The following is a 21,023-nucleotide window of genomic DNA, read 5'->3' as shown; positions in this document are numbered from 1 at the left end:
TTGTATTTTAAATAATCAGGAGATAAGATGATGAAAGTTGTTTCTAAAGAAATTGAAGTTATAGCTTATTTTGATATTGACGGAAGTATAAAACCTATAAAATTTAGAATAGATGAAAATGATACTTATAAAGTTATAAAGATAGAGAAAATTATAAGCACTCAATTAGAAGACAGAATTTTATTATTCAAGTGTAGCTCTTTCATAAGTGATAGAGAAGTTATATTTGAGATTAAATATGATATAGATAATTTTACTTGGATACTATGGAAAATCTAAATAAAATATTATACTTTTAACTGGCATTTTTATTATTAAGAAATTGGAAAAACATTAATATTGGGTAGAGAAAATTTATTACTTAGAATTCATTAATGAATTTTCATCTACTATTGTAATAGAATATGCATCATATTTTATTAATCCATCTTTACGCATTTTATTTAATTCACGAGATAGAAAAGGTCTTTGTATTCCAAATTTTTCTCCTAATTGTTTTTTAGTTAAAGTTAACTTTATAACATTATTTTTTTGAATATATTTTTCGTATAACAAAAAATCAACAATACATTGTCTGATAGATTTTAAGGACAATGTTTTTATTTTGTCTGTTAGGATTAGGGTTTTATCTGAAATCTCCTGAAGAAATCTAACAAGAAAATTTGTATTCCATTGGCATAGTTATAAAACTAGGTCTTTTTTTTAGTTGCAATAAAGTTACATCAGTTTTGGATAAAATCATACTATTAAATTCATTACAACTCGCCATGAACAAGGTGCAGCTATCCCAGCTTTAGATTGTAGGCAATGGAATGGTTTAACTTAGGTTTTGATTATTTTATGAAAAATACTAAAACAGATAAAGCGTATCCAATGCATTTTTGGAATGATAATTCAGTAGTAAAGATGTTAAAGGCAATAAATTGTTCAGAAATGTATCGAGAGAGGATAATTTCGTTTTGATAATTAAAAGGATGAGTATTAATTTATATTTATTCTTTAGAATATTACATAGGGGAATATATGGATCTATGTCAATATTTTGGACACATTTTTTATTAAATTGCTATTAGTACTAAATCTTCTTTCATTTGTGGGGTAATATAACCGATAGAGCCATGAATTCTTTTACGATTATACCACGCTTCAATAAAAGTAAATAAATCTAGTTTTGCACTTTCAAAATCTAAGTATTGAACATTGTTTACTTGTTCTTTTTTTAAAATTGAATGAAAAGACTCAATACATGCATTATCATAAGGACATCCTTTTCTGCTATTTGAGCTTTTCATTCTATATTTTTTTAATCTATTAATAAACTCTGTGCTTGTGTATTGTACGCCAAGATCAGAGTGAAAAATAACAGACCCGACAGGCTTCTGAATCTTATAAGCATTATCTAAAGCAGCAATAGCTACGGAAGAATCTATTGTCTTTGAAAATGAGTGACCTATTATTTTTCTTGTATGCAAATCCATGACAGATGCTAAATAACACCATCCATCCTTTAATGTGTGAATGTATGTTATGTCTCCAACCCATTTCTCATTTATTTTAGTAGTTGAAAAATCTTGATTAAGTAGATTTTCGCGTTCTATAACTTTCTTATTAGCTTTTGATGGTCTAAATTTTTTAATTACTATCGAATGAATATTTAATTGCTTCATAAAACGTTGAACACGCTTAATACTAATACATTTCCCAGATTGTTCAAGGATTTTTTGAATTTTGGGCGCACCATACCTATGATTACTTTCATTATAAATTTCAAGTATATTTTGTTTTAATTTTTCATTTTCTAATGCCCTTCGGGACGGAGTATAGTGATGGGATTGGTAATAAGTACTCTTTGGCATATGCAGTACTTTACACATAACTCTTACCGGATAATTTTCTCTATTGTTATCAATAAATTTGATTATATCTCGTGGTCTTGTGAGAATATGGCTATAGCTTTTTTTAATATTTCAAGTTCCATTTTAACTTTTTCATTTTCTTTTCTTAACTTTGAAATTTCTTCAGCATCTTTTTTCTCTTTTAGCTCATTATTTTTGTTCTTATTAACAGCTATTATAGGTTTTTTTGAAATTTTTTCTTTTGACTGAACTTGATTAATCCAGTTATTAAGTGATGTTGTTGATACGCCATATTCTTCACAAATCTCTTTAATTGGTTTTCCGGTATTATAAACTTCAATTATAGTCTTCTTAAAATCTTCCGTATAAGTTTTCTTTCTCATTTAGACACACCTCTCTTAATTCAATTATAATTTATTTTCAAAATGTGTCCATAAAACTATACTAGCATCAATGGAGGTAGCATTAAGGGAAATTAAACAAAACACTATCTCTTTTTGAATGAATAAGTCAATTATAGGATTAATAACATTCAACTCATAATAAAAAATAAATATATTTATTACATTTTAGAGGAAATTGGATAATAATGTAGAAATATAAATATTATTGAAGTAATTATGAAGGGGGATGTTTAATAATGCAAAAATTTAAAAGACTGATTGCTAGTTTTATGATGGCATTATCATTATTAGCAATAACACCAGTAGCTGCTAATGCAGAATGGAGATCAAATTCTACAGGTTGGTGGTATACTGAGGGGAATTCTTATGCTACTGGGTGGAGACAAATTGAAGGAAAATGGTATTATTTCTATTCTGATGGATATATGGCTCATGATGAATGGATAGGTGACTATTATCTTGGTAGCAGCGGAGCTTGGACTAGTGGATCATTATCATATAGCACAAATAGCATATCCACTACTAATGATAAAAGCCAAATAGTGTATGTTGCAAGTAGTGGGAATGGTAAGAAATATCATTCTAATCCAAAGTGCAGCAATATGAAAGATACAAGACATATTACTTTATCTGAAGCACAATCGGAAGGTTATGGCCCTTGTAGTAAATGTTATTAGAGATATTTTAAGAGATAGCAAAAGTATTAATTTACTCAAGCTGTCTCTTTTTTGATTTGGTTAATGAATTTAATTAATAGAAATGAATATTTTATTATTACAAGAACTGCCTCAAAATAGAAATTATATTTTTATTATAGGCAACTTATTTTATATGTTAATAATACGAAAGAAAATTACGAAATGTAGTTGAAATAAATTGAATATGGTAAAATATAGTTATAACTAAGGTGAATTTTATTAAAAAGCATAAAATAAAAATAAGGATAGAAGAAATTATTTGGTTTTGAATATATAAAATATTGTGTAGTAATACAAGATCAGAAATATGAAGGGAGATTAAAAGAATGACAAGTAAAGAAGATATGAGAATTAGTAAATTTATGAGTCTTATATTAAGACATAAGCCAGAAGAAATTGAATTGAAATTAGATGAATATGGATATATTAAAACTTCGGATTTAATGAATGGATTAAACAGAAAAGGATATAAAGTAACGATATTGGATATTGAAAGAATTGTAGATGAAGATAATAAACAAAGATATTCATTTAATCATGATAAAAGTAAAATTAAAGCCAATCAGGGGCATTCGATTAAAGTAAATCTTGAATTGCAAGCTATAGAGCCTCCCAAAGTATTATATCATGGAACGGCAACAAGGTTTAGTGAATGCATCTGTAAAGAAGGAATAAAGAAGCAAAGCAGACAATACGTTCATCTATCGGCAGATGTTGAGACAGCTGAAAAAGTAGGTAAGAGACATGGCGAATTAGTTGTTTTTAAAATTGATAGTGCACAAATGTATAAAGATGGTTATAAATTCTTTTTATCTGAAAATAAAGTATGGCTGACAGATTACGTTCCAATTAAATATTTAACGAAAGAATTATAGTTAAATTCTATATTTGAATTTCAAATGATATATATGAAAATTAAATAGAAGAATCTATAAAATTTATTTCATTCCTAATGAATTGTTACAATGGGTCAGCTCATCGAACAGAGGTACTTGTTTCAAGCAAAAATAGTTCAGCATATATATGCAATAAGTATTCATTGGAGTAATTAGTTTGAATATTAGAATTATTCTAAGGGCAGCATGGAGATTAATTTTTCTGTGCTGTCCTTTATTTTAGTTAAGAACTTATTTGAATATTTATCATAATATAAAGTGAAAATAATAAGTCTGTTTATAATATCAAGGAGGATGAAAAAATGAGTTGCGGAAGAAAATTAGTAAGAGTGTGCCCAAATAACTGTATAACAGAACAACAGTTAGCAGATGCTTATAATCAAGGGTATTGCGATGGAGTTGAGGCAGCACGTGAAGAAGAATATTGTCGTGGTTATTCAAGAGGTGTTGTAGATGGATGTCAAGAGGCAAAACGAAAAGCTATAAATTGTATAAAATGTATTGATTGTTAATAATTTTGATTTTATTTTATGTAAATAAACTTTTATAACAATTACACAAAAAAGGTGGGGTGAGTGGTGAATGCTTAGCCTACCTTTTCTAATTATCAAAACACAATAATTTTAAATAATTGAAGATGATTTAAAAAGAGATTTTTATACGCCTATGTATATTAATTAGCATTGAGTGTAAGAACTCTAGCTGATAGAATAAATCCTATTAAAGCAAAAAAAGCTGAACTACTCATTATGAACATGGATAGTACAGCTTTTTTTATAGAGTTAGTTTAATATTGCAGCTATAGAATGTTATTATATCTCATCAAATTCATAAAAGTAAAATGAATTAAAAGAAAAAGGTGTAAACATACTTCTAGTCATAGATAGATACTTAATAATAGAAACTTTAGTAAAATGTTTCAGTGTCTTCATGTATTATATTATTAAGATAAAAGTTACTAATATTTTTTAGTTTAACTCGCCAAGGCATAGGAAAATACAAGCTTTGAAGAGTTGGTTTGAAAGCATCTTCTTTTCTAAATAATTGTGTTCAGAAAAATGGTTTTCTATTTGAAAGATGAAATAGAAAACAAAATATAATAATTTTTTAAAAGGCAGTATGGAGATTAATTTCTCTGTGCTGTCTTTATTTATTATGTTTTTAGTATTAGCCTTTAAGGTTATTATTTCATATTATGTTATGAGGAGTGATGATATATGTCGCAGTGGAAATGGTGTGTAACTGATGATAATGGAAAAGTGATCAAGGGTTGGTACAATGATAAAGGTAAATGGTATCATTTAGATGAAATTACAGGAGTAATGAATACAGGCTGGTTTCAAGATAAAGATAGCAGATGGTATTATCTAGACGAAAAAAATGGAGACATGAAAACTGGATGGATTAAGTTAAAGGATATATGGTATTATTTAGAAACCGAAAGTAATGGATATCAAGGCGCTTGTTATATTAATTGCACTGCTACTATAGATGGCAAAGAGTATACTTTTGATTCAAGTGGTCACATGTTAGAAAATAATTTAGTATCAGATGAACTTATCAATTTTATAAAGTCATGGGAAGGCTTTTCAGCAACTCCATATTATGATGAAGCTGGAGTGTTAACATTAGGCTATGGAATGACTGGAGATGAAATCAAAGGATTGAAAAGTGTTACAGAAACCGAGGCAAGTGAAATGTTAAAAAATTTGGTCAATACAAAATATGCAAAAGTTATTAAGGCTGACCTAGACGATAAAGGAATAACACTATTACAAAACGAATTTGATGCACTTGTAAGTTTTGCATATAATTGTGGAACAGGTGCTTTACTTGGATCAACATTATATAAAAATGTAGTTGCTGGTGTAAGGGATGCTGAAACTATAAGATCTAATTTTCAAGCATGGAGTAATGGTGGAGGTAGAAGATTAGAAGGGCTTTACCGAAGAAGAACTAAAGAATATAACCTTTTTATTTCGGGGGATTACACGGGAAACATTTAAAAATATTAATATGTTCTTCTTTCTAATTTTATGTTATAAGTAATATATATACAAAATTAGAAAGAAGGATTTTTATTGAAAAATATAGACTATAAATATTCGGTAAATCAAATAATAATTATGCAAGGTAAAAAGCTTAAAATACTAGAAAAAATTAGAAAGAAAAATTCTCTTAATTCTAATTTAAAGGCATATAAGTATAAATGCTTAGAATGTAATAATATAGATATCATTTTAGAAAATCAGTTGAATCGTGGTACTGGATGTAATTTTTGTTGTACCAACCCTCGAAAAATAATCAAAGGGTTAAACGATATATCTACAACACATCCTAATTTATCAAAATACTTTGTTTATATAAAAGATAGCTATAAGATTTCAAAAGGCAGTCACAAAAATGTATTGCTGAAATGTCCAGAATGCGGATATACTAAAGAAATGCAAGAATACAACTTAGTAAATAAAGGTTTTAGTTGTCCGATTTGCAGTGATGGTATAAGCTTCCCTAACAAACTTATGTTTATTGTACTAAAAAAACTTGAAATAGGCTTTGAGAATGAGTATTCCCCTGAATGGATTAAACCTAAAAGATATGATTTCTTCATAAATGAAATGAATTTAATTATATAAACCATATTACCATATATATTCTGAAGAATATGCGCCTAAAATGCGGCCTTAGAGTGATTTGATAAAAAACAAATAGCTATTGTACTTAGAATTCTAATTTTGAATATTAACTTAACAGTGATTATTATTAAGAAGTTATATTAGATGAATCAAAGGCTAAAACATTAAGAGTGTATATTACATATAGTGGATAATGTGTATTGATTTTATGTGAAAATTGAAGGTTTTAAACATAAAAGTTAGAGTATACTATAAAAATTAGTTGTTTTTTAAGTAGCTTATTTTTATATAACTGGAGGAATATAATGGGGAAAGGCGTTACTATATCATTATTTTTAGTAGATGATGAACTATCAGGGATTGTATTGCATATTTATCTAATTGGACAGGCCGAAGTATTAAAATACCTAGAAATCTTTTAGATAAGGCTGAAGATAGAACTGAAGTAAATGGTATGAGAATATATTTCCTTTTTGGTTATAATATTTAGCAAGATTAATGAGAATATAATATTCCTCTCTAAATAATCTTAACAATTCTAAGAACTTCACTGAATCGTTCTGTTGACAGTGAGCAAAACAACAGTAAAATCGTGGTGTTGCGAAATCGATTTACCTTATATAATCTTTTCTTATAGTTTTTGCAGTATAAAATAGTATTCTGTTATATAATTGTATAAGCACAAGATGAAGCGAATTTATTTAATATGCACAACAAAGTAGGAATACTTTAATCTACAAATACTTGCAAATAATATCGGGTATTTACCCTTAACTTATATTATATTTAGCGTGAAGGGAGGGAACATATGGATACACTTGAAAACATGAGGCATGCAATTATGTGGTAATCAATAGATACTATGTATTAGTAAATTTAGAGGTGGTTTATGGAATATATAGATGCTAAGACGATTGTAAGGAAATGTATACCTAATTGGAATTATCTGTCGTTTGAATATGCTATGGATATATATCGGGGCTGTAGCCACGGATGTATATATTGTTATGCTCGAAGTAGTTATTATGAAAAAACTGATAATTTCCACTGCGTAAGAGCAAAAAGGGATGCATTGCAAATAATTCGCGACGAACTTAGGGGGAATGTAAGAACAGGTGTCGTGTTAATGGGAGGCGTGTCAGATTCATACAATCCTAAAGAAAAGGAACTAAAATTAACAAGGAATGCTTTAGAATTAATCAACGCATTTAATTTTGGAACATGTATTATTACGAAAAGCAATTTAGTGACCAGAGATATAGATATTTTATTAGACATAAAAGAACATTCACCTACCAGCGTTAATTTTTCTATTACCTGTTCGGATGATGAAACATGTAAAAAGGTTGAACCATTTGTATCAACAACAAAAGAAAGATTTGAAGCAATTGAGCATTTGACTAAAAACGGAATAACAACTGGTGTATTAATGGATCCAGTGATTCCGTATATAACAGATACTAAAGAAAACGTACAAGAAATGGTGAAAAAAGCTAAGAATTACGGCGCTAATTATATATACCTTTCAACTCAAGTAACCATGGCTGATGTTCAGCGTGATTATTTTCTTCATGAAGCAGAAAAACATTATCCCGGAATTTCAGAAAAATTTTTGCAACGATATAAGGATTACTACCGCTGCTGGCCGTTTAACAGTAAAAAATTGTGGCATACATTTGTGGAAACATGTGAGAAAGAGAGTATGCACTATGATATGAGGGCAGTTAATCAAAGGTTAAGGGCCGGATATAACTCTACTCTAAATATATTTAAGTAATATTAACATAACAGAAAATAAGCATTTTTAAACTATTAGTAAGTCATGCCCAAGTGTGTAGTTATCTGAATTAACTATGCACTTGGGCTTATAATCTATTTTTTGTAGTCTGGTTTTGGCATAATAAATAATTTTGGTTTCTGTGGGTAATCTTGAACAATTCTAAGGGCTTCACCAAATCGTACAAATGACAGTGAGCCACGACGCCTGTAAAATTAAAATGTCAAGACTATGTAAAAGTTATTGACTTGTAATTCCTTACAGTGAACTATATCAATAATGAAGAAATTTTACAAAAAAATAATACTGACCCAAAATAAAACTTAAATATATATTATAATTGTGTAACTAAGAACAGGAATGCCTGAAGTAATATGAAGCTTTAAGCATTCCTATTTCTATTTTGAAGGAGGAGATATTCATGAAAAAGATATGGAAATTAGAACAGTTAGAAGAGCCGAAATCAAAATATGCAAAAGAGATGTTGCAAAGCATTTGAGAGATTATTACAGTACTTGATGAAAATTACGGAGACGATGAGTCTAGAAATGTCGATTCAGATTTGGGTGGCTATGTAATATGAACTTGGGATTTTGGGATGCATAATTCTTAAAAAGCACCAACAATTTAGCTCTCTAAATGCTGATGTTTACTATAATGGTGACCCATAGGAGAATCGAACTCCTGATTCTGAAAAATATCAATTACATAGCATTATATTTAATTATAAATCTCTACGAAGTAGCTTAAATACTGACTTGTATGCGTATGGATAATTATAATAAATTATATCTATTTAGAACTTAGTCGGGAAAAAGTCGGGAAAATTTTATAGCGTAAAACGTTGATTATTAAAGGTATCCTACATGTTATAACTTAAAAATTTAAATTTAGTAATGAAAAATCACAATATTAGGATAATATTCAAATTATCTTTTATATGAGTTAAATAAGAATTATAGTTATATCTAATGTGTATATCTAATATAATAATTATTAGTTACTGTATTTATACAATTATATGTTTAATATTATAAATGGATATATATAAGTACTTACTTTTAAAATAGAATAGAGGTGATATGAACATGAGTAAATATGATCTTATGTTTTCAATTTTTAGCATATTAGCATTTGTAATTATATGTTTTATGGCTAGAAATAATCATGATTAATTTATTTTCTAATCTTTAGAAAGGAGGGAATCCTCCCCCTCTCTCAGATAAAAGATAAATTATGAAATAAAATAAATATAAAATCATATTCATGTTCTTATCAGAGATTTAGAATGAGGAGCTAACATAGTGTGTTATGCTCCTTATTTAGGTTATAAGTTAATAGATATAGTTTAAAATAAATCATAGGAATTTATTAAAATAGTTATAATTAAAGCCTGAAATAATAACTCTAATTTATATTTGGAGCTGTTATAATAAATATCTAGCTTACTACCTATGGTTACGCAGACAAATATAAATTATTTAAAGAGATAAATTAAAAATATAGAGGGGATTTTTTTATAGTTAAGAGATGAATTATTTTAGTGTTATACAATAACAGATAGGCTTTTATATAAGATGAATGTTGGATATAATATTAATAGCAGATTGTATAAAAGCATGGCAAGATAATGTTATGCTATTTAGAATTTTACTTATATATGTTAAAATTTATTTAATAAATTAAACTCATATAAGTGAAAAGCTTATTAAGAAAAATAAATTAAAGTAATAAAAAAACATTTTTCAGATGAGGAGGTGCATTGGTGAAACAAATAAATTATGAAGATATGATAATGAAAAGAGCAATGGACATATTTGCGGAAGAAGGTTTGAAATTTTTTGGTATAAATAGAAAAGTAAAAGATGCGGGATCTACTGAAATTGTTATTCTTGAAATAAAGAACATGTTAATGGATTATACATTTTTAATGGAAGATGATAGCTATATACACTTTGAGTTTCAAACAACTGAGAAGGGCATTTCAGATTTAAGAAGATTTAGAACTTATGAGGCACTTCTTAATTTTCAAACAGGTAAAGAGGTTGAAACCTATGTAGTTTATTCAGGAGATATTAAAGATCCTATAAGTGAATATAAATGTGGAATGAATTCGTATCAAGTTAAGGCAATCTCAATGGCTAATAAGGATGGGGATGCAATTTTTAATGATATAATAAATAAAATAAACAATCAAGAAGAACTAAGCAAGCAAGATATTATATCATTAACATTTACACCAATAATGGGTGGTAAGCTTAGTAAAAGCGATAAAATAATAAATGCAATTAGAGTAATTAAGGATATAGATAAAGATTATAGATATGATGTAGAGTCAATCCTATATGCTTTTGCAAGTAAATTTTTGGAAGGTAAAGATTTAGAAAAAGTAAGGGAGGAGATAAAAATGACTGAACTAGGTAGAAGCTTAATAAAAGAAGGAAAATTAGAAGGAAAGCAAGAAAATTCAATAGAAATTGCTAAAAGAGCCATTAAAGAAGGCATGAGTGATGAACTTATTAGCAAATTAACAGAATTAACAATTGAACAAATTCAAATAATAAGAAAAACTATTGAAACTAATTAGTGAAAATGGATAAAATAAGTATGACTGAATTAGATAACATGTTAATTGAAAATGGCTATAAACAAGGAATTGAGCAAGAGCAAGTTATAAAAAAAAATTTGTTTTTTGCTAAATATTTTATATTGAAGATAAAATAAAGTGATAGTATACGAAAAAATCAGAAGGCTATAGATATTCGGAAATTGAATGTTTATGGCCTTTTTATAACTACCTTATTAAATTCATCATTATTTATAACAACTTCGAGTTTTGTTAACATTAAGGTATTAAGTAAATTAAATTAATTTAATATGATAAGTTATTGATTTTTTTGTGAATGAGAAAATAAATTGTTACTGCCATAGTAAACCATTGAAACATTAAGAAAGCTATATATAGACAAAAATTTACCTATACTATAGCTTTAAATTTATAATATTTATTAATAAGCCTTTGGACGAAGTTCTATATGAAGTTCTTTTCCAAGACCAGCAGCTATTTTTTCTAAAAAGTCAAGACTCGGATTATAATTGCCACTTTCTAATCTGGAAATATTGCTTTGTTTTAAGCCAAGCTTATCAGCAAATTCCCTTTGGGTTAAATTTTGTGCATTTCTCTCTCTTATTATTTCTTTTATTAATTCATATTTAGGAGTTAAAGCATCGTATTCTTTACGAAATTCTTCATTTTGCAGTTGTTTTTCAAAAAAGTTACTTAAATCACTCATTACTATATCTCCTTTCATAGTCTTTTTTATACTCTAGTGCTTTATTAATTTGACTTCTAGGGGTTTTTTGAGTTTTTTTTAATAAAACCATTAGTAAGAATAATCTTATTTCCTATACGAAAAAAATAAAAAATTCTAGAAATATTGCTAGCAATTTCAATTCTCAGTTCAAATATTCCATTTTCAATTGGTTTTGAATGAGGTTATCTTAAAGCTGGTCCAAACTCTTGTAATATATTCAACTCATGAATAGCTTTTGCACGCATTTTAGAGTCTAGACTTTTTAAAAATTCTTCAACAGGAGCTATATTATCTTTTGTCTTATAAAAATCTACATTCCACATGAGAATCCTTTCTTATAGTTTACTATATGCATCTCTTAATATAAATATACCATATATGATATAAAAATAATACATTATATTATAAATAATGAAAATATAAAATTTCTATATAAAGAAATAGTTAAAGCATTTGATAATATTAAGAGCAATGTAGTTATGGCAGTAAATTCAGAAATGGTAGTTTTATATTGGAATATAGGCAAAATTATTAAAACTGAAATACTGCAAAATGAAAAGGCAGAATACTGAAAATCAATAGTAAGGAGCTTAAGTAAGGAATTAACTAATGAGTATTGGAAAGGTTATAGTCAAGCTAATTTAATAGTGCAGATATAGAATGCCATTATATATCTGCAAATTCGTATTGAACTCCTGCATTTTCTTTTATATTATAATCAAAATTTTTGTAACCTTTAAGCCTTTTATTATATCAATATTTAGGCTTACAATTGATTATAGGTTTATTAAATTCTAAAAAAGATTAAATAAAGTCTAAGTAAAAATAAAAAATGCCAAGTAGATAAATTAAAGAACAAGTAAAATAAATTATAATAATAATTAAAAGTAAAAAATATATTGGAACAAGCAGGATTATTAGACTATAGAATAAAATAAATAAAGACCAAGTAAAAATGAAAAGTGCCAAGTAAGATAAGCATAGGCTAGTTTGTATATAATAATAAGAATAATAAAATAAATATACAGATACAAACCATTGATAAAGGAATTAATGATTTGAGAAAATTTAAGGTATATAAATTACAAGTTGAGCTTGAAATGAATAAGGAAATGGTACCTTTTAAGAAAAATTTTATTATATGAGAAGTAATCTGAAATATAACTAGAAATTATTAATAAATTAAAACAAGGGATTTAGTATAGAAAAATCCATGGAGGCCATATATAATTCATTAGTTTTTCATAAATTAGCAGATATAGAAACGGTATTATATAAGGAAAGTTCAAGTTATATTTATAAATTATTAATTGATGAAATATGTGAAGGTGGATTAATTCAAAAGGAACAATAAATAGTGATAGTGTATATTGTGAACAAAATAAACAAACAATAAAGTGAGGAAAGCAAAATCAAAAGAATAGTAAAAACAGTAAATAGTACTTAGTAAGAAAGTTTTAGATGGAAAGAAAAGTGATAAATTAGATAATAAAATTTAGTAAAAAGAGAAGTACCAAGTAGAAATGGTGCCCATAAAAAGGAAATATTATTGTAAAAGGATTAAAGGTTGTATTATTCACAGAAATGAATGGTATGACTTTTTTTATAATAAATATTTCACGTCCCTATTTGTAAAAGAAATAAGGATTATTGATAAAGTATATTGATATGAAAATAAATTAAACAAATAAAGAAGAATAAAAGAATGGTGAAAATATACCAATAAAACAACAAGAAGAAATTAAGGAGCTTAAACAATATTATCTTTAATGATTATAATATAGATAGTATGGATAAGTTTAAAATACATGAGGTAGTTAGTTGGATTTGAAGTAAGATAGTACATAATTTTAAGACACTTGCATTATGGTGAGTGCTTTTTATATTAAGTATATACTTAACTTGTTTTAATAAAAATATTAAAATTTATCAAAAATAAAGTAAAAACGAATTATTGGTGATAAAATCTCGATAAAATGCGTTAATTATTGAAAGTATGTTAAAAAGTACGCTTTCACTATTTATTTATTTTATCTTCTTTGGTATGAGTGTCTCTTTTGATAAAATACACTAATTTAGAAGACTCGTCAAGTCATTGTATCAATCTTTTTTTCCTGTATTATATGTATTAGGAGATGCATCTCAAATACTATTTAATATGGGAGGAAAACAAATGATTAAGAATTATTTTATTTCGAACTGTTTGTTAATAATTAATGATCTGAGTGAATATCATAGAAACAAAAGCGATAAAGAACTTAAAGATTTTTCAGATTTAGACTTTTCTGAAGCTGATCTTCAAGCAAAATTATATTATCCATTAGGAAACATGGCACAATTAAGACAGCAAGGAAATTTCGGTGATATACGTATCCCATCAAAAGATTTCATTGTAGAAGTTAAGTACTTGAGAAACTTTAATAATGCAAGTAATATTAGAAATCAGAAGGCTGTTTGGAAAGAGGCGTTTGAAAAAGACTATAATTGGCTGACAAATGAAATTAAGCTTGGCAAAAAAGGAAAAAGAGCTTTTATACTTGGCTGGTTTAATTTAGAAGGTCGTAGATTTAGTGATATTATGCAATTAGGTACTGGAATAGGCAAAAATCCTTTAATAAACAAAAAAAGAATGTTATTTTTCCCTTTTCTGAACTATAATCCAGATACGAATAAAATTAATGATATAAGTTATATTTATAATTCACACTTTAAAGAACATGACATTAACATTCCAGGATTCAATGACGATAAAGCAACATGCATGTTTATTGGACAAAAGAATGATAAATTCCACTTTGCTTTATATTATTGAATTTAAAGATAAAAAGGACTTCAAGAACTCTAGAAATAGGGTTCTTTTCATATAATTTGTAATTTAAAGAAGGAATATACCGACTTTTGTATAATTGTATTATATGGAAGGGGTGAAGAAATGAGTAATAGAAAAAATTATAGTGTTTATATGATATTTTTCATATTTTTAGTGTTATTGATACCAATTTTGATATTTGGTCTAGTCAATACGTTTGGTGGAAGTGAATTTGCTAAAAAAGGTGAGTTACTTTCATATTACGGAACAATTATTGGAGCTTGTTTTACAGGTTATATAACTGCTTTAGGTTTATTTTATACGTTAAAGCAAAATGCTGAAACATTTAATGATCAAAGAAATATTGACAAGGGAAATAGAGAAGAAGAAAAAATTAACTCAGTAATGCCAGTATTTAAAATTGGTATAGATTTTAGAACAGGTGCTAATATGTGGTTTAAGACTAATCATCAATTTAATGGCACATCAACAAGTGACCATTTATTATTTTATATAAAAAATATAGGAGTAGGTCCAGCTCTAGATATAAGAATTAAAATTGGAGATGACTATATTAATAATTTATACAACGTAAGTACTGTTTTTGACTCAGGTGTAAGTGAATTAATATCAATTGATGTAAAAACTAAGTTTGATGAAATAGAAAAAACAATAAATGGGAATAAGCATATTGACATGCAATTGGAGTTTAAAGATGTCTATAATAAAAGAATATACAAATATTTCGTTGAACTTATAAAAACAAGTAATTCTTCTCTTTATGAAACAGTTATAATTAAGGACAAGCAAATAATACCAATAGTACAGTAAGAAAACAATAAAGAACTCTAGAAATAGGGTTCTTATTATTATGACATAAAGGAGAGAAATAGTTAAGCAAAGTCATGTGAATGTTAATGGAGTACGAGTGGCAATATTAGAAATATTGCCACTATCAAAAGTTAAAGGTATGCATAAAGGAAGTATATTAATTATATCTTATGGTTGTGAAATACATCCTGAATGTCAAAGATATTGTGATTTGCATGAAATTAGAATATTGAGAATGGATTAATTAAAGGATTATAACTCTTTCTGTAGAATATTGTATTTTGTGGAAGGAGTGATTTTTAATGTTAACTTATATTACTATTGCTGCTGGGATTGCTTCAATAATTTCAGCAGCTGCAGCCTTAATTGCAGTTATATTTCAAATTAGGGAACAAAGAAAAAATGAAAAAGAGAAAAGAGAATTGGCAAAAGCACGTTTTTCTATAATAGGTGGATTTATTAGTGGAAAAAAGCTTTCCATAAATATTCATAATGGAGGAAATAAATATATATATAATATTGATCCTAAATGGAGCCTAAACAATAAAGTAAACTACACAGTATCAAGAGCTATTGATAATAGAGCTCCATATGAATACGTAGTGGAATTAGAATTTGAAGATAATGATACAGCAAATTTAGATGGAGATATCATAGTAAATTATAATACTATTTACGGAAAACTTGAAAGTATGAAAAAGAAGATATTAATTCAAAATGCTGAGTTCAAAGAATTTAAAGGAGATTTTATTGAAAATATTTAATTAGAAAGGGTGATAAAGCCTGTTAATACTATTTGAATTTCCCTAGGATGAAGCAAGAAACAAATAGCGCTTTATCATTACCTTAAAAAATATTATACTGACATATTAATTCCTGAGGATAAAGCTGAGGAATTAACTGAAAAAAGAATACTTGATAACTCTAAGAAAGAATTTGTTTGGGAACCATGGATTGGCATGGAAACTTGGACAAATATCCTTAGAGTTTTTTTGTATGTATTTTATGCAAGACATATATTTTTCTAAAGAGGATAATGCAGCAGTTCCACGTGCTCATGTTCATGAAGAACTATGGTATGATATTCAAAGGTACTGTTCTTATGGATTGGAGAACTTAGCAGCATAAGAATGTGTTACAGTAGGCTTATGAAATCTGATACCTGGAGAAAAAAAGAAAAAGGTGTCTTAGTTGATGATTTTATAGATGATGAAGGCAAGAAAGTAAATGCAGTTGATCATTTATTCACTACTGAATTATGGGAACTACATACTCTTTCTTCTATTTGTTTTTTATTAGCCAAACAATTACATTAATAATAACTAGCTATGTTGTTAAAAAAGAAAAACACCAACAATTTAGCTACCTAAATGCTGATGTTTTCTATAATGGTGACCCATAGGAGAATCGAACTCCTGATTCCACCGTGAGAGGGTGGCGTCTTGACCGCTTGACCAATGGGCCGTACAACAAATATGATTTTACTCTTATTTGGATATTATGTCAATAACTTTTTTATTTTAAAGTGTTTTTATATGATTTTAAATATTGTTAATAGAGAATAAATTAATTTGTACTTAGAAGTGATGCTCATTTATTCAACAAATCATAATTTTCTAAATATTTAAAAAACACTCTTGTATTTCGAGAAAAATGTGTTAAACTATAATATAGTTAGTAATTTTTTATAGAGGTGTATATTATACTCAATATACTCATCGCTCCTCTTGTATAGCAAATAGTTATACAAAATTACGACTCCTTTTTAATATTTTGTGGAATATCCATTAAGATTTAGCTGTTCGCAGGCTAAATTTTTAATGGATATTATTAATTTTAAGCCATTATCTAAATAGGGGTATTATCAGAAAAAAGATTTAATAGATATTTTAATGAAAGTTTAAATGATAAGAAATAAAAATGGAGTTATGTCATTAATACAAAGACATAACTCCATTTTTATAATACTTCAAAAGTAAATCATATAATAATAAATTTATTCCTAAATGATATTATAATAGTAATTTAAATTTGAATTTGCAGGAAATTATTCTGCTAGCCAGTCTAAAACTGCTGGATTTTTGCAAGCTGAAGTTTTGGCATCTATTTTAGTTACAAAGATAATGTCACCTTTATTTGCAACAGAGTTAACTTCTTCAAAGATTTCTTCTGCAGTTGAGTCTGTTTTTACAAAAAAGCCTTCAGGCAAAAATTGAGCCCATGCTCCTAATGATTTGATTTTTCCTACTATATTTCCACGACTGCTACCTTCATGAGAATGTGTATGTTCATGTCCGTGATCTCCTCCACATCCACAATTTTCATCATGTTCATGACCGTGACCAGTAGTATCACTTAAAAAATATGTAATCATATATACTGACATAATTGCACCGCCTTTTAACTTATTTAAGAAAATAATCTTAATTTTTATTATGAATATTTTATTTATAAATAGGATTCATTAAATTTAAGAATCTAAAATATTTAAAATACTCTATGATTTATTATACTAAAATAATGTAATTTGTACATTAAAAATTCATAGAACAAACAAGTTTTAATTATTTGTTCTATGAATTTTTTTATGGGAATTTACATACAACTTGTGCAGACAATCTATTTACTTTTGATAAAAATGGTAGTATTATGAAAAAGGAGGTTTTTGTTTAAAAAAATATATAATAAAGATAAAAAAATGCCTACTTATGAAGTTTTATTTAAAAAAAACTAAAATAAACAACTCTAAGAAAACGTATTCTAATGACTGATGGTAATTTATATTTTTATCAATAGCCAAACAATAATTGATTATGGGGAGGAAAAAATAGTGCAAAAAAAATATATAATTTGTTTAGTTGCAGCTGTAGTATGTGTTGGAGCTGGGTTTGGTGTCTATAAAAAAGCTCAGGCAGAAAATAATAAGGATGCCTATACACTTAAGATAAGTGCAGATGAAAAGAAATTTGACGTAAGTGATATGCTTACAGGAATATTTTTTGAAGATATAAACCATGGTGCTGATGGTGGTTTATATGGAGAATTAGTTGAAAACAGATCTTTTGAATTTAAGAATTCAATGGATTCCTGGCAGTTAGATAAGAAGGGACAAAGCCAAGGTGAAGTTGCAATAAAAAAGGACAGTCCTTTAAATAGCAACAATCCAACTTATGTTGAACTAAATTCAACAAGTGAAGGAGATGGCTTGAGATTAGTTAATGATGGTTATCAAGGAATAAATGTAAACCAAGGAAAGAAGTATTATTATTCCTTTTGGGCAAAAAATGTAGATGGACAATGTCCGTTGAGCGTACAAGTTGAAAATAATGGTGGAACAGTTTTATCAGATGTAAAAACTGTAGATAATATAAATAAGGAATGGACTAAATATGAAGGTGAATTAACTGCTAATAAAGATGAAAAAGCAGCTAAGCTTGTAATTTATACTAAGGGAAAAGGCACCGTAGATTTAGATATGATTTCTTTATTTCCACAAGATACTTGGAAGGATAGAAAATATGGTTTGAGAAAAGATTTAGTGGAAAGAATTGCTGATTTAAAACCAAGATTTATACGTTTCCCTGGTGGATGTGTAGTTGAAGGTCATACTCAGGAACAGATGTATGATTGGAAAAATACTATTGGTAAGGTTGAAGAAAGAAAAGAAATTCAAAATATGTGGGGATATTATCAATCATATGGTCTTGGATTTTATGAGTATTTTCAATTATGTGAAGATGTAGGAGCAGTTCCAGTGCCAGTAGTAAATTGCGGCATGACTTGTCAAGGTGGAGTTCATGGAGGGAAATCAAAGTATATGGCAAAGCTTGGAGATGAGCTTGATACTTATATTCAAGATGCCTTAGATTTAATAGAATATGCTAATGGTGATGAAACTACTACTTGGGGTAAAAAGAGAATTGAAGCTGGTCATAAGGAACCTTTCAACTTGAAATATTTAGCAGTTGGTAATGAACAATGGGGAGATGCATATCATAAAAGATTTGAGGAATTTCAAAAGGTTTTAAATGAAAAACATCCTGAAATAACCTTAATATCTGCAGCAGGACCAATAGCAGAAGGTACATTATTTGATGATGCTTGGAAATGGATTAAGAGTAAAGCAGATAAAACTATAGTTGATGAACATTATTATATGGACCCTAATTGGTTCTTACTTAATACTGAAAGATATAATAGTTATGATAGAAATGGACCTAAAGTATTCCTTGGAGAATATGCTTCACAATCTAATACTTTAAACTCTGCTTTATCAGAAGCAGCTTATTTAACTGGTCTTGAAAGAAATTCAGATGTTGTAAAAATGGCGTCTTATGCACCTTTACTTGCTAAAGTTGATAGTTTTCAATGGAAGCCTGATATGATTTGGTTTAATGGAACAACAAATTATGCAACTCCAGATTATTATGTTCAAAAACTATTTAGTAATAATCTAGGAACCCAAATGCTAAAGGATGAATTACTAAAGCCAGAAGTTCTAAAACAAAATACTCAAGATGCAAATAAGGCTAAAACTCCAGAAATATTTACATCTTCAAGTTACGATGAAAAAACAGGGGAATTAATAGTTAAGGTTGTTAATGTAACAGGAGAAGCTAAAAAGGTTAATATTGATATAAACAGCAACAAGAAAATAGAGTCAAAGGCTTCAGTTGACTATATTAATGGAGATAAAAATGATATAGAAAATTCTTTTGATAAGCCAGAAGAAATTTCTATAAAAAACAAGACTATAGATAATGCTTCAAAAGATTTTCAATATGTGGCTGATAAATATTCAGTGTCTGTAATTAGGTTGAAATTTAAATAAAAATACATTTATGTTAAAAGGTGTAGTAGTTACAAACTTGTAATTGCTACGCCAAATCTATTTTAAACATAGTTAGGTCTATACATGTTAGTAAATATATGGTAAGGTGAAAATGTTTAATAGATTTTTTGGGAGAGTGAATAATGTATGAATAATAAAGATATATGGAAGATTGCTATGGAACAGTCAGCAATAGATTTAAACTGTTCAGTTGATGATTTTATGAATAAAGGAAATACTGTTGTATTATCAAAGCTAAATGAGGGAAGAAAAAAGTGTTATAAAAAACCAATGTTTTGTGGATTTGCTTATTATGGTGATGGATTAGTTGCATCTGTAGATGAAAGAATAAAAGATTTTATAGAAAAGTTTGTTTCTAGACATTCTGAATACAGATGCTTTGATACACCACAGTTAATTGTATTAAATAAGGAGTTTGAAAAGCATGGTAAATCTGTATGTTTTATTGCTGAATTTTTTCTGCCTGATGTAGAAAAGCAAGTTGAAATCAATGAAAGCCTTGAAGTGAAAATATTTTTAGAAGATGAAATTCCTTCATTATATAAAGATGATAGATTTCATATGGCCTTGGGATATGACTGTGAAGGTGATAAAAAAGATATTTTGGCAGCGGTTGGATATATAGATGGAAAAATAGCAGGTGTTGCAGGTGCAAGTAATGATTGTGATACTATGTGGCAGATAGGAATTGATGTACTTCCAGAGTATAGAAGATTAGGAGTGGCATCAACTCTTACAAAGATTCTGACAGACGAAATTATTAAGCTTGGAAAAGTACCATATTATTGTACAGCTTGGTCTAATATTGCATCTAAAAGTAATGCTGTTAAATGCGGATATAAAACTGCATGGGTAGAAATGACTGCAATTGATACTGTAGATGCCATGAAAATGATAGGTGAATAAATAACTAATAAGTGTAAGATGAATTTTGCAACTATTAAGTATTT

General features: G+C 27.5%; 25 protein-coding genes and 1 tRNA gene. 19 read left to right on the top strand and 7 right to left on the bottom strand.

The annotated features are described in order from the left end of the window. The first annotated feature begins 27 nt into the window (after window positions 1–27). A complete protein-coding gene (locus GXK56_RS07810; protein ID WP_243156051.1) occupies window positions 28–279 on the top strand; it encodes a hypothetical protein in 252 nt (83 codons plus the stop codon). A gap of 78 nt (window positions 280–357) precedes the next feature. On the opposite strand, the gene GXK56_RS28085 is transcribed toward GXK56_RS07810, so the two are convergent. Continuing rightward, window positions 358–555: a helix-turn-helix domain-containing protein gene (locus GXK56_RS28085; protein ID WP_243156050.1), complete on the bottom strand. Its 198-nt coding sequence runs from the start codon at window positions 553–555 to the stop codon at window positions 358–360. A 252-nt stretch (window positions 556–807) separates the two neighbouring features. On the opposite strand from GXK56_RS28085, the gene GXK56_RS07800 reads away from it, so the two are divergent. Further along, complete coding sequence (locus GXK56_RS07800) at window positions 808–963, top strand: hypothetical protein (RefSeq protein WP_243156049.1); 156 nt, start codon at window positions 808–810, stop codon at window positions 961–963. Between the two features lie 95 nt (window positions 964–1,058). Here GXK56_RS07800 and GXK56_RS07795 read toward each other — a convergent pair. Further along, window positions 1,059–2,239 (bottom strand): IS3 family transposase gene (locus tag GXK56_RS07795; protein WP_160686896.1). Its coding sequence is split into 2 segments (ribosomal slippage): window positions 1,059–1,963 and window positions 1,963–2,239, totalling 1,182 coding nucleotides; the frame shifts between segments, so codons are not numbered across the junction. 257 nt (window positions 2,240–2,496) lie between these two features. Between GXK56_RS07795 and GXK56_RS28525 the strand changes: the two genes are divergently transcribed. The 8 genes from GXK56_RS28525 to GXK56_RS28520 all read left to right on the top strand — a co-directional run bounded on the left by GXK56_RS28525 (window position 2,497) and on the right by GXK56_RS28520 (window position 10,991). Next, window positions 2,497–2,937, top strand: coding sequence for a cell wall-binding protein (locus GXK56_RS28525; RefSeq protein WP_160686894.1), 441 nt, complete (start codon window positions 2,497–2,499; stop codon window positions 2,935–2,937). A 347-nt stretch (window positions 2,938–3,284) separates the two neighbouring features. Then, window positions 3,285–3,833 carry an RNA 2'-phosphotransferase gene (locus GXK56_RS07785; protein ID WP_160686892.1) on the top strand — a complete coding sequence of 183 codons (549 nt, stop codon included), beginning with the start codon at window positions 3,285–3,287 and terminating at the stop codon, window positions 3,831–3,833. Window positions 3,834–4,156: 323 nt separating this feature from the next. Continuing rightward, window positions 4,157–4,366 carry a hypothetical protein gene (locus GXK56_RS07775; RefSeq protein WP_160686890.1) on the top strand — a complete coding sequence of 70 codons (210 nt, stop codon included), beginning with the start codon at window positions 4,157–4,159 and terminating at the stop codon, window positions 4,364–4,366. Between the two features lie 705 nt (window positions 4,367–5,071). Then, complete coding sequence (locus GXK56_RS07770; protein WP_160686888.1) at window positions 5,072–5,860, top strand: lysozyme; 789 nt, start codon at window positions 5,072–5,074, stop codon at window positions 5,858–5,860. A gap of 75 nt (window positions 5,861–5,935) precedes the next feature. After that, window positions 5,936–6,490: a zinc-ribbon domain-containing protein gene (locus tag GXK56_RS07765; protein WP_160686886.1), complete on the top strand. Its 555-nt coding sequence runs from the start codon at window positions 5,936–5,938 to the stop codon at window positions 6,488–6,490. Between the two features lie 964 nt (window positions 6,491–7,454). Further along, window positions 7,455–8,267: a radical SAM protein gene (locus GXK56_RS07760; protein WP_160686884.1), complete on the top strand. Its 813-nt coding sequence runs from the start codon at window positions 7,455–7,457 to the stop codon at window positions 8,265–8,267. 1,765 nt (window positions 8,268–10,032) lie between these two features. Continuing rightward, entirely contained in the window at window positions 10,033–10,854 is an 822-nt protein-coding gene (locus tag GXK56_RS07755) for a hypothetical protein (RefSeq protein WP_160686882.1), read from the top strand. Window positions 10,855–10,859: 5 nt separating this feature from the next. Continuing rightward, window positions 10,860–10,991, top strand: a complete 132-nt coding sequence (locus GXK56_RS28520) for a hypothetical protein (RefSeq protein ID WP_279283095.1) — start codon at window positions 10,860–10,862, stop codon at window positions 10,989–10,991. Between the two features lie 284 nt (window positions 10,992–11,275). Here the strand turns inward: GXK56_RS28520 and GXK56_RS07750 are convergent, their stop codons facing one another. Genes GXK56_RS07750 through GXK56_RS28715 form a run of 3 tightly spaced genes read right to left on the bottom strand, consistent with a single transcriptional unit; the run spans window position 11,276 to window position 11,904 of the window. Then, entirely contained in the window at window positions 11,276–11,560 is a 285-nt protein-coding gene (locus GXK56_RS07750; RefSeq protein WP_160686880.1) for a helix-turn-helix transcriptional regulator, read from the bottom strand. Between the two features lie 56 nt (window positions 11,561–11,616). After that, window positions 11,617–11,703, bottom strand: coding sequence for a type II toxin-antitoxin system RelE/ParE family toxin (locus GXK56_RS28720; RefSeq protein ID WP_347707946.1), 87 nt, complete (start codon window positions 11,701–11,703; stop codon window positions 11,617–11,619). A 60-nt stretch (window positions 11,704–11,763) separates the two neighbouring features. Beyond that, window positions 11,764–11,904 (bottom strand): hypothetical protein, encoded by a 141-nt coding sequence (locus GXK56_RS28715; RefSeq protein ID WP_347707944.1) that lies wholly within the window; start codon window positions 11,902–11,904, stop codon window positions 11,764–11,766. A gap of 890 nt (window positions 11,905–12,794) precedes the next feature. Between GXK56_RS28715 and GXK56_RS27715 the strand changes: the two genes are divergently transcribed. The 7 genes from GXK56_RS27715 to GXK56_RS07710 all read left to right on the top strand — a co-directional run bounded on the left by GXK56_RS27715 (window position 12,795) and on the right by GXK56_RS07710 (window position 16,537). Further along, the gene (locus GXK56_RS27715) at window positions 12,795–12,935 is read left to right on the top strand and encodes a hypothetical protein (RefSeq protein ID WP_202127843.1); all 141 of its coding nucleotides are present in this window, start codon (window positions 12,795–12,797) and stop codon (window positions 12,933–12,935) included. An 819-nt stretch (window positions 12,936–13,754) separates the two neighbouring features. Then, window positions 13,755–14,393: a hypothetical protein gene (locus tag GXK56_RS07735; protein WP_160686878.1), complete on the top strand. Its 639-nt coding sequence runs from the start codon at window positions 13,755–13,757 to the stop codon at window positions 14,391–14,393. Window positions 14,394–14,513: 120 nt separating this feature from the next. Then, a complete protein-coding gene (locus GXK56_RS07730; RefSeq protein WP_160686876.1) occupies window positions 14,514–15,221 on the top strand; it encodes a hypothetical protein in 708 nt (235 codons plus the stop codon). Window positions 15,222–15,318: 97 nt separating this feature from the next. Continuing rightward, entirely contained in the window at window positions 15,319–15,465 is a 147-nt protein-coding gene (locus GXK56_RS07725) for a hypothetical protein (RefSeq protein ID WP_207710260.1), read from the top strand. A 58-nt stretch (window positions 15,466–15,523) separates the two neighbouring features. Next, the gene (locus GXK56_RS07720; RefSeq protein WP_160686872.1) at window positions 15,524–15,985 is read left to right on the top strand and encodes a hypothetical protein; all 462 of its coding nucleotides are present in this window, start codon (window positions 15,524–15,526) and stop codon (window positions 15,983–15,985) included. A gap of 241 nt (window positions 15,986–16,226) precedes the next feature. Continuing rightward, entirely contained in the window at window positions 16,227–16,349 is a 123-nt protein-coding gene (locus tag GXK56_RS28515; protein WP_279283094.1) for a hypothetical protein, read from the top strand. A gap of 20 nt (window positions 16,350–16,369) precedes the next feature. Further along, window positions 16,370–16,537 (top strand): hypothetical protein, encoded by a 168-nt coding sequence (locus GXK56_RS07710; protein ID WP_160686870.1) that lies wholly within the window; start codon window positions 16,370–16,372, stop codon window positions 16,535–16,537. A gap of 73 nt (window positions 16,538–16,610) precedes the next feature. Here the strand turns inward: GXK56_RS07710 and GXK56_RS07705 are convergent. After that, window positions 16,611–16,685 (bottom strand) — tRNA-Glu (locus GXK56_RS07705). A gap of 583 nt (window positions 16,686–17,268) precedes the next feature. Then, entirely contained in the window at window positions 17,269–17,607 is a 339-nt protein-coding gene (locus GXK56_RS07700; protein WP_160686868.1) for a hypothetical protein, read from the bottom strand. Between the two features lie 444 nt (window positions 17,608–18,051). Here GXK56_RS07700 and GXK56_RS07695 point away from each other — a divergent pair, with 444 nt between their 5' ends. Further along, window positions 18,052–20,052 (top strand): alpha-L-arabinofuranosidase C-terminal domain-containing protein, encoded by a 2,001-nt coding sequence (locus tag GXK56_RS07695; RefSeq protein ID WP_243156048.1) that lies wholly within the window; start codon window positions 18,052–18,054, stop codon window positions 20,050–20,052. Window positions 20,053–20,199: 147 nt separating this feature from the next. Continuing rightward, window positions 20,200–20,979, top strand: a complete 780-nt coding sequence (locus tag GXK56_RS07690) for a GNAT family N-acetyltransferase (RefSeq protein ID WP_160686845.1) — start codon at window positions 20,200–20,202, stop codon at window positions 20,977–20,979. Window positions 20,980–21,023: the final 44 nt, after the last annotated feature.

This window comes from Clostridium sp. C2-6-12, from assembly GCF_009928485.1.
Lineage (GTDB): Bacteria > Bacillota > Clostridia > Clostridiales > Clostridiaceae > Clostridium.
Note: the sequence above shows the minus strand (reverse complement) of the source record. Positions and strands in the feature narration are given on the sequence as shown.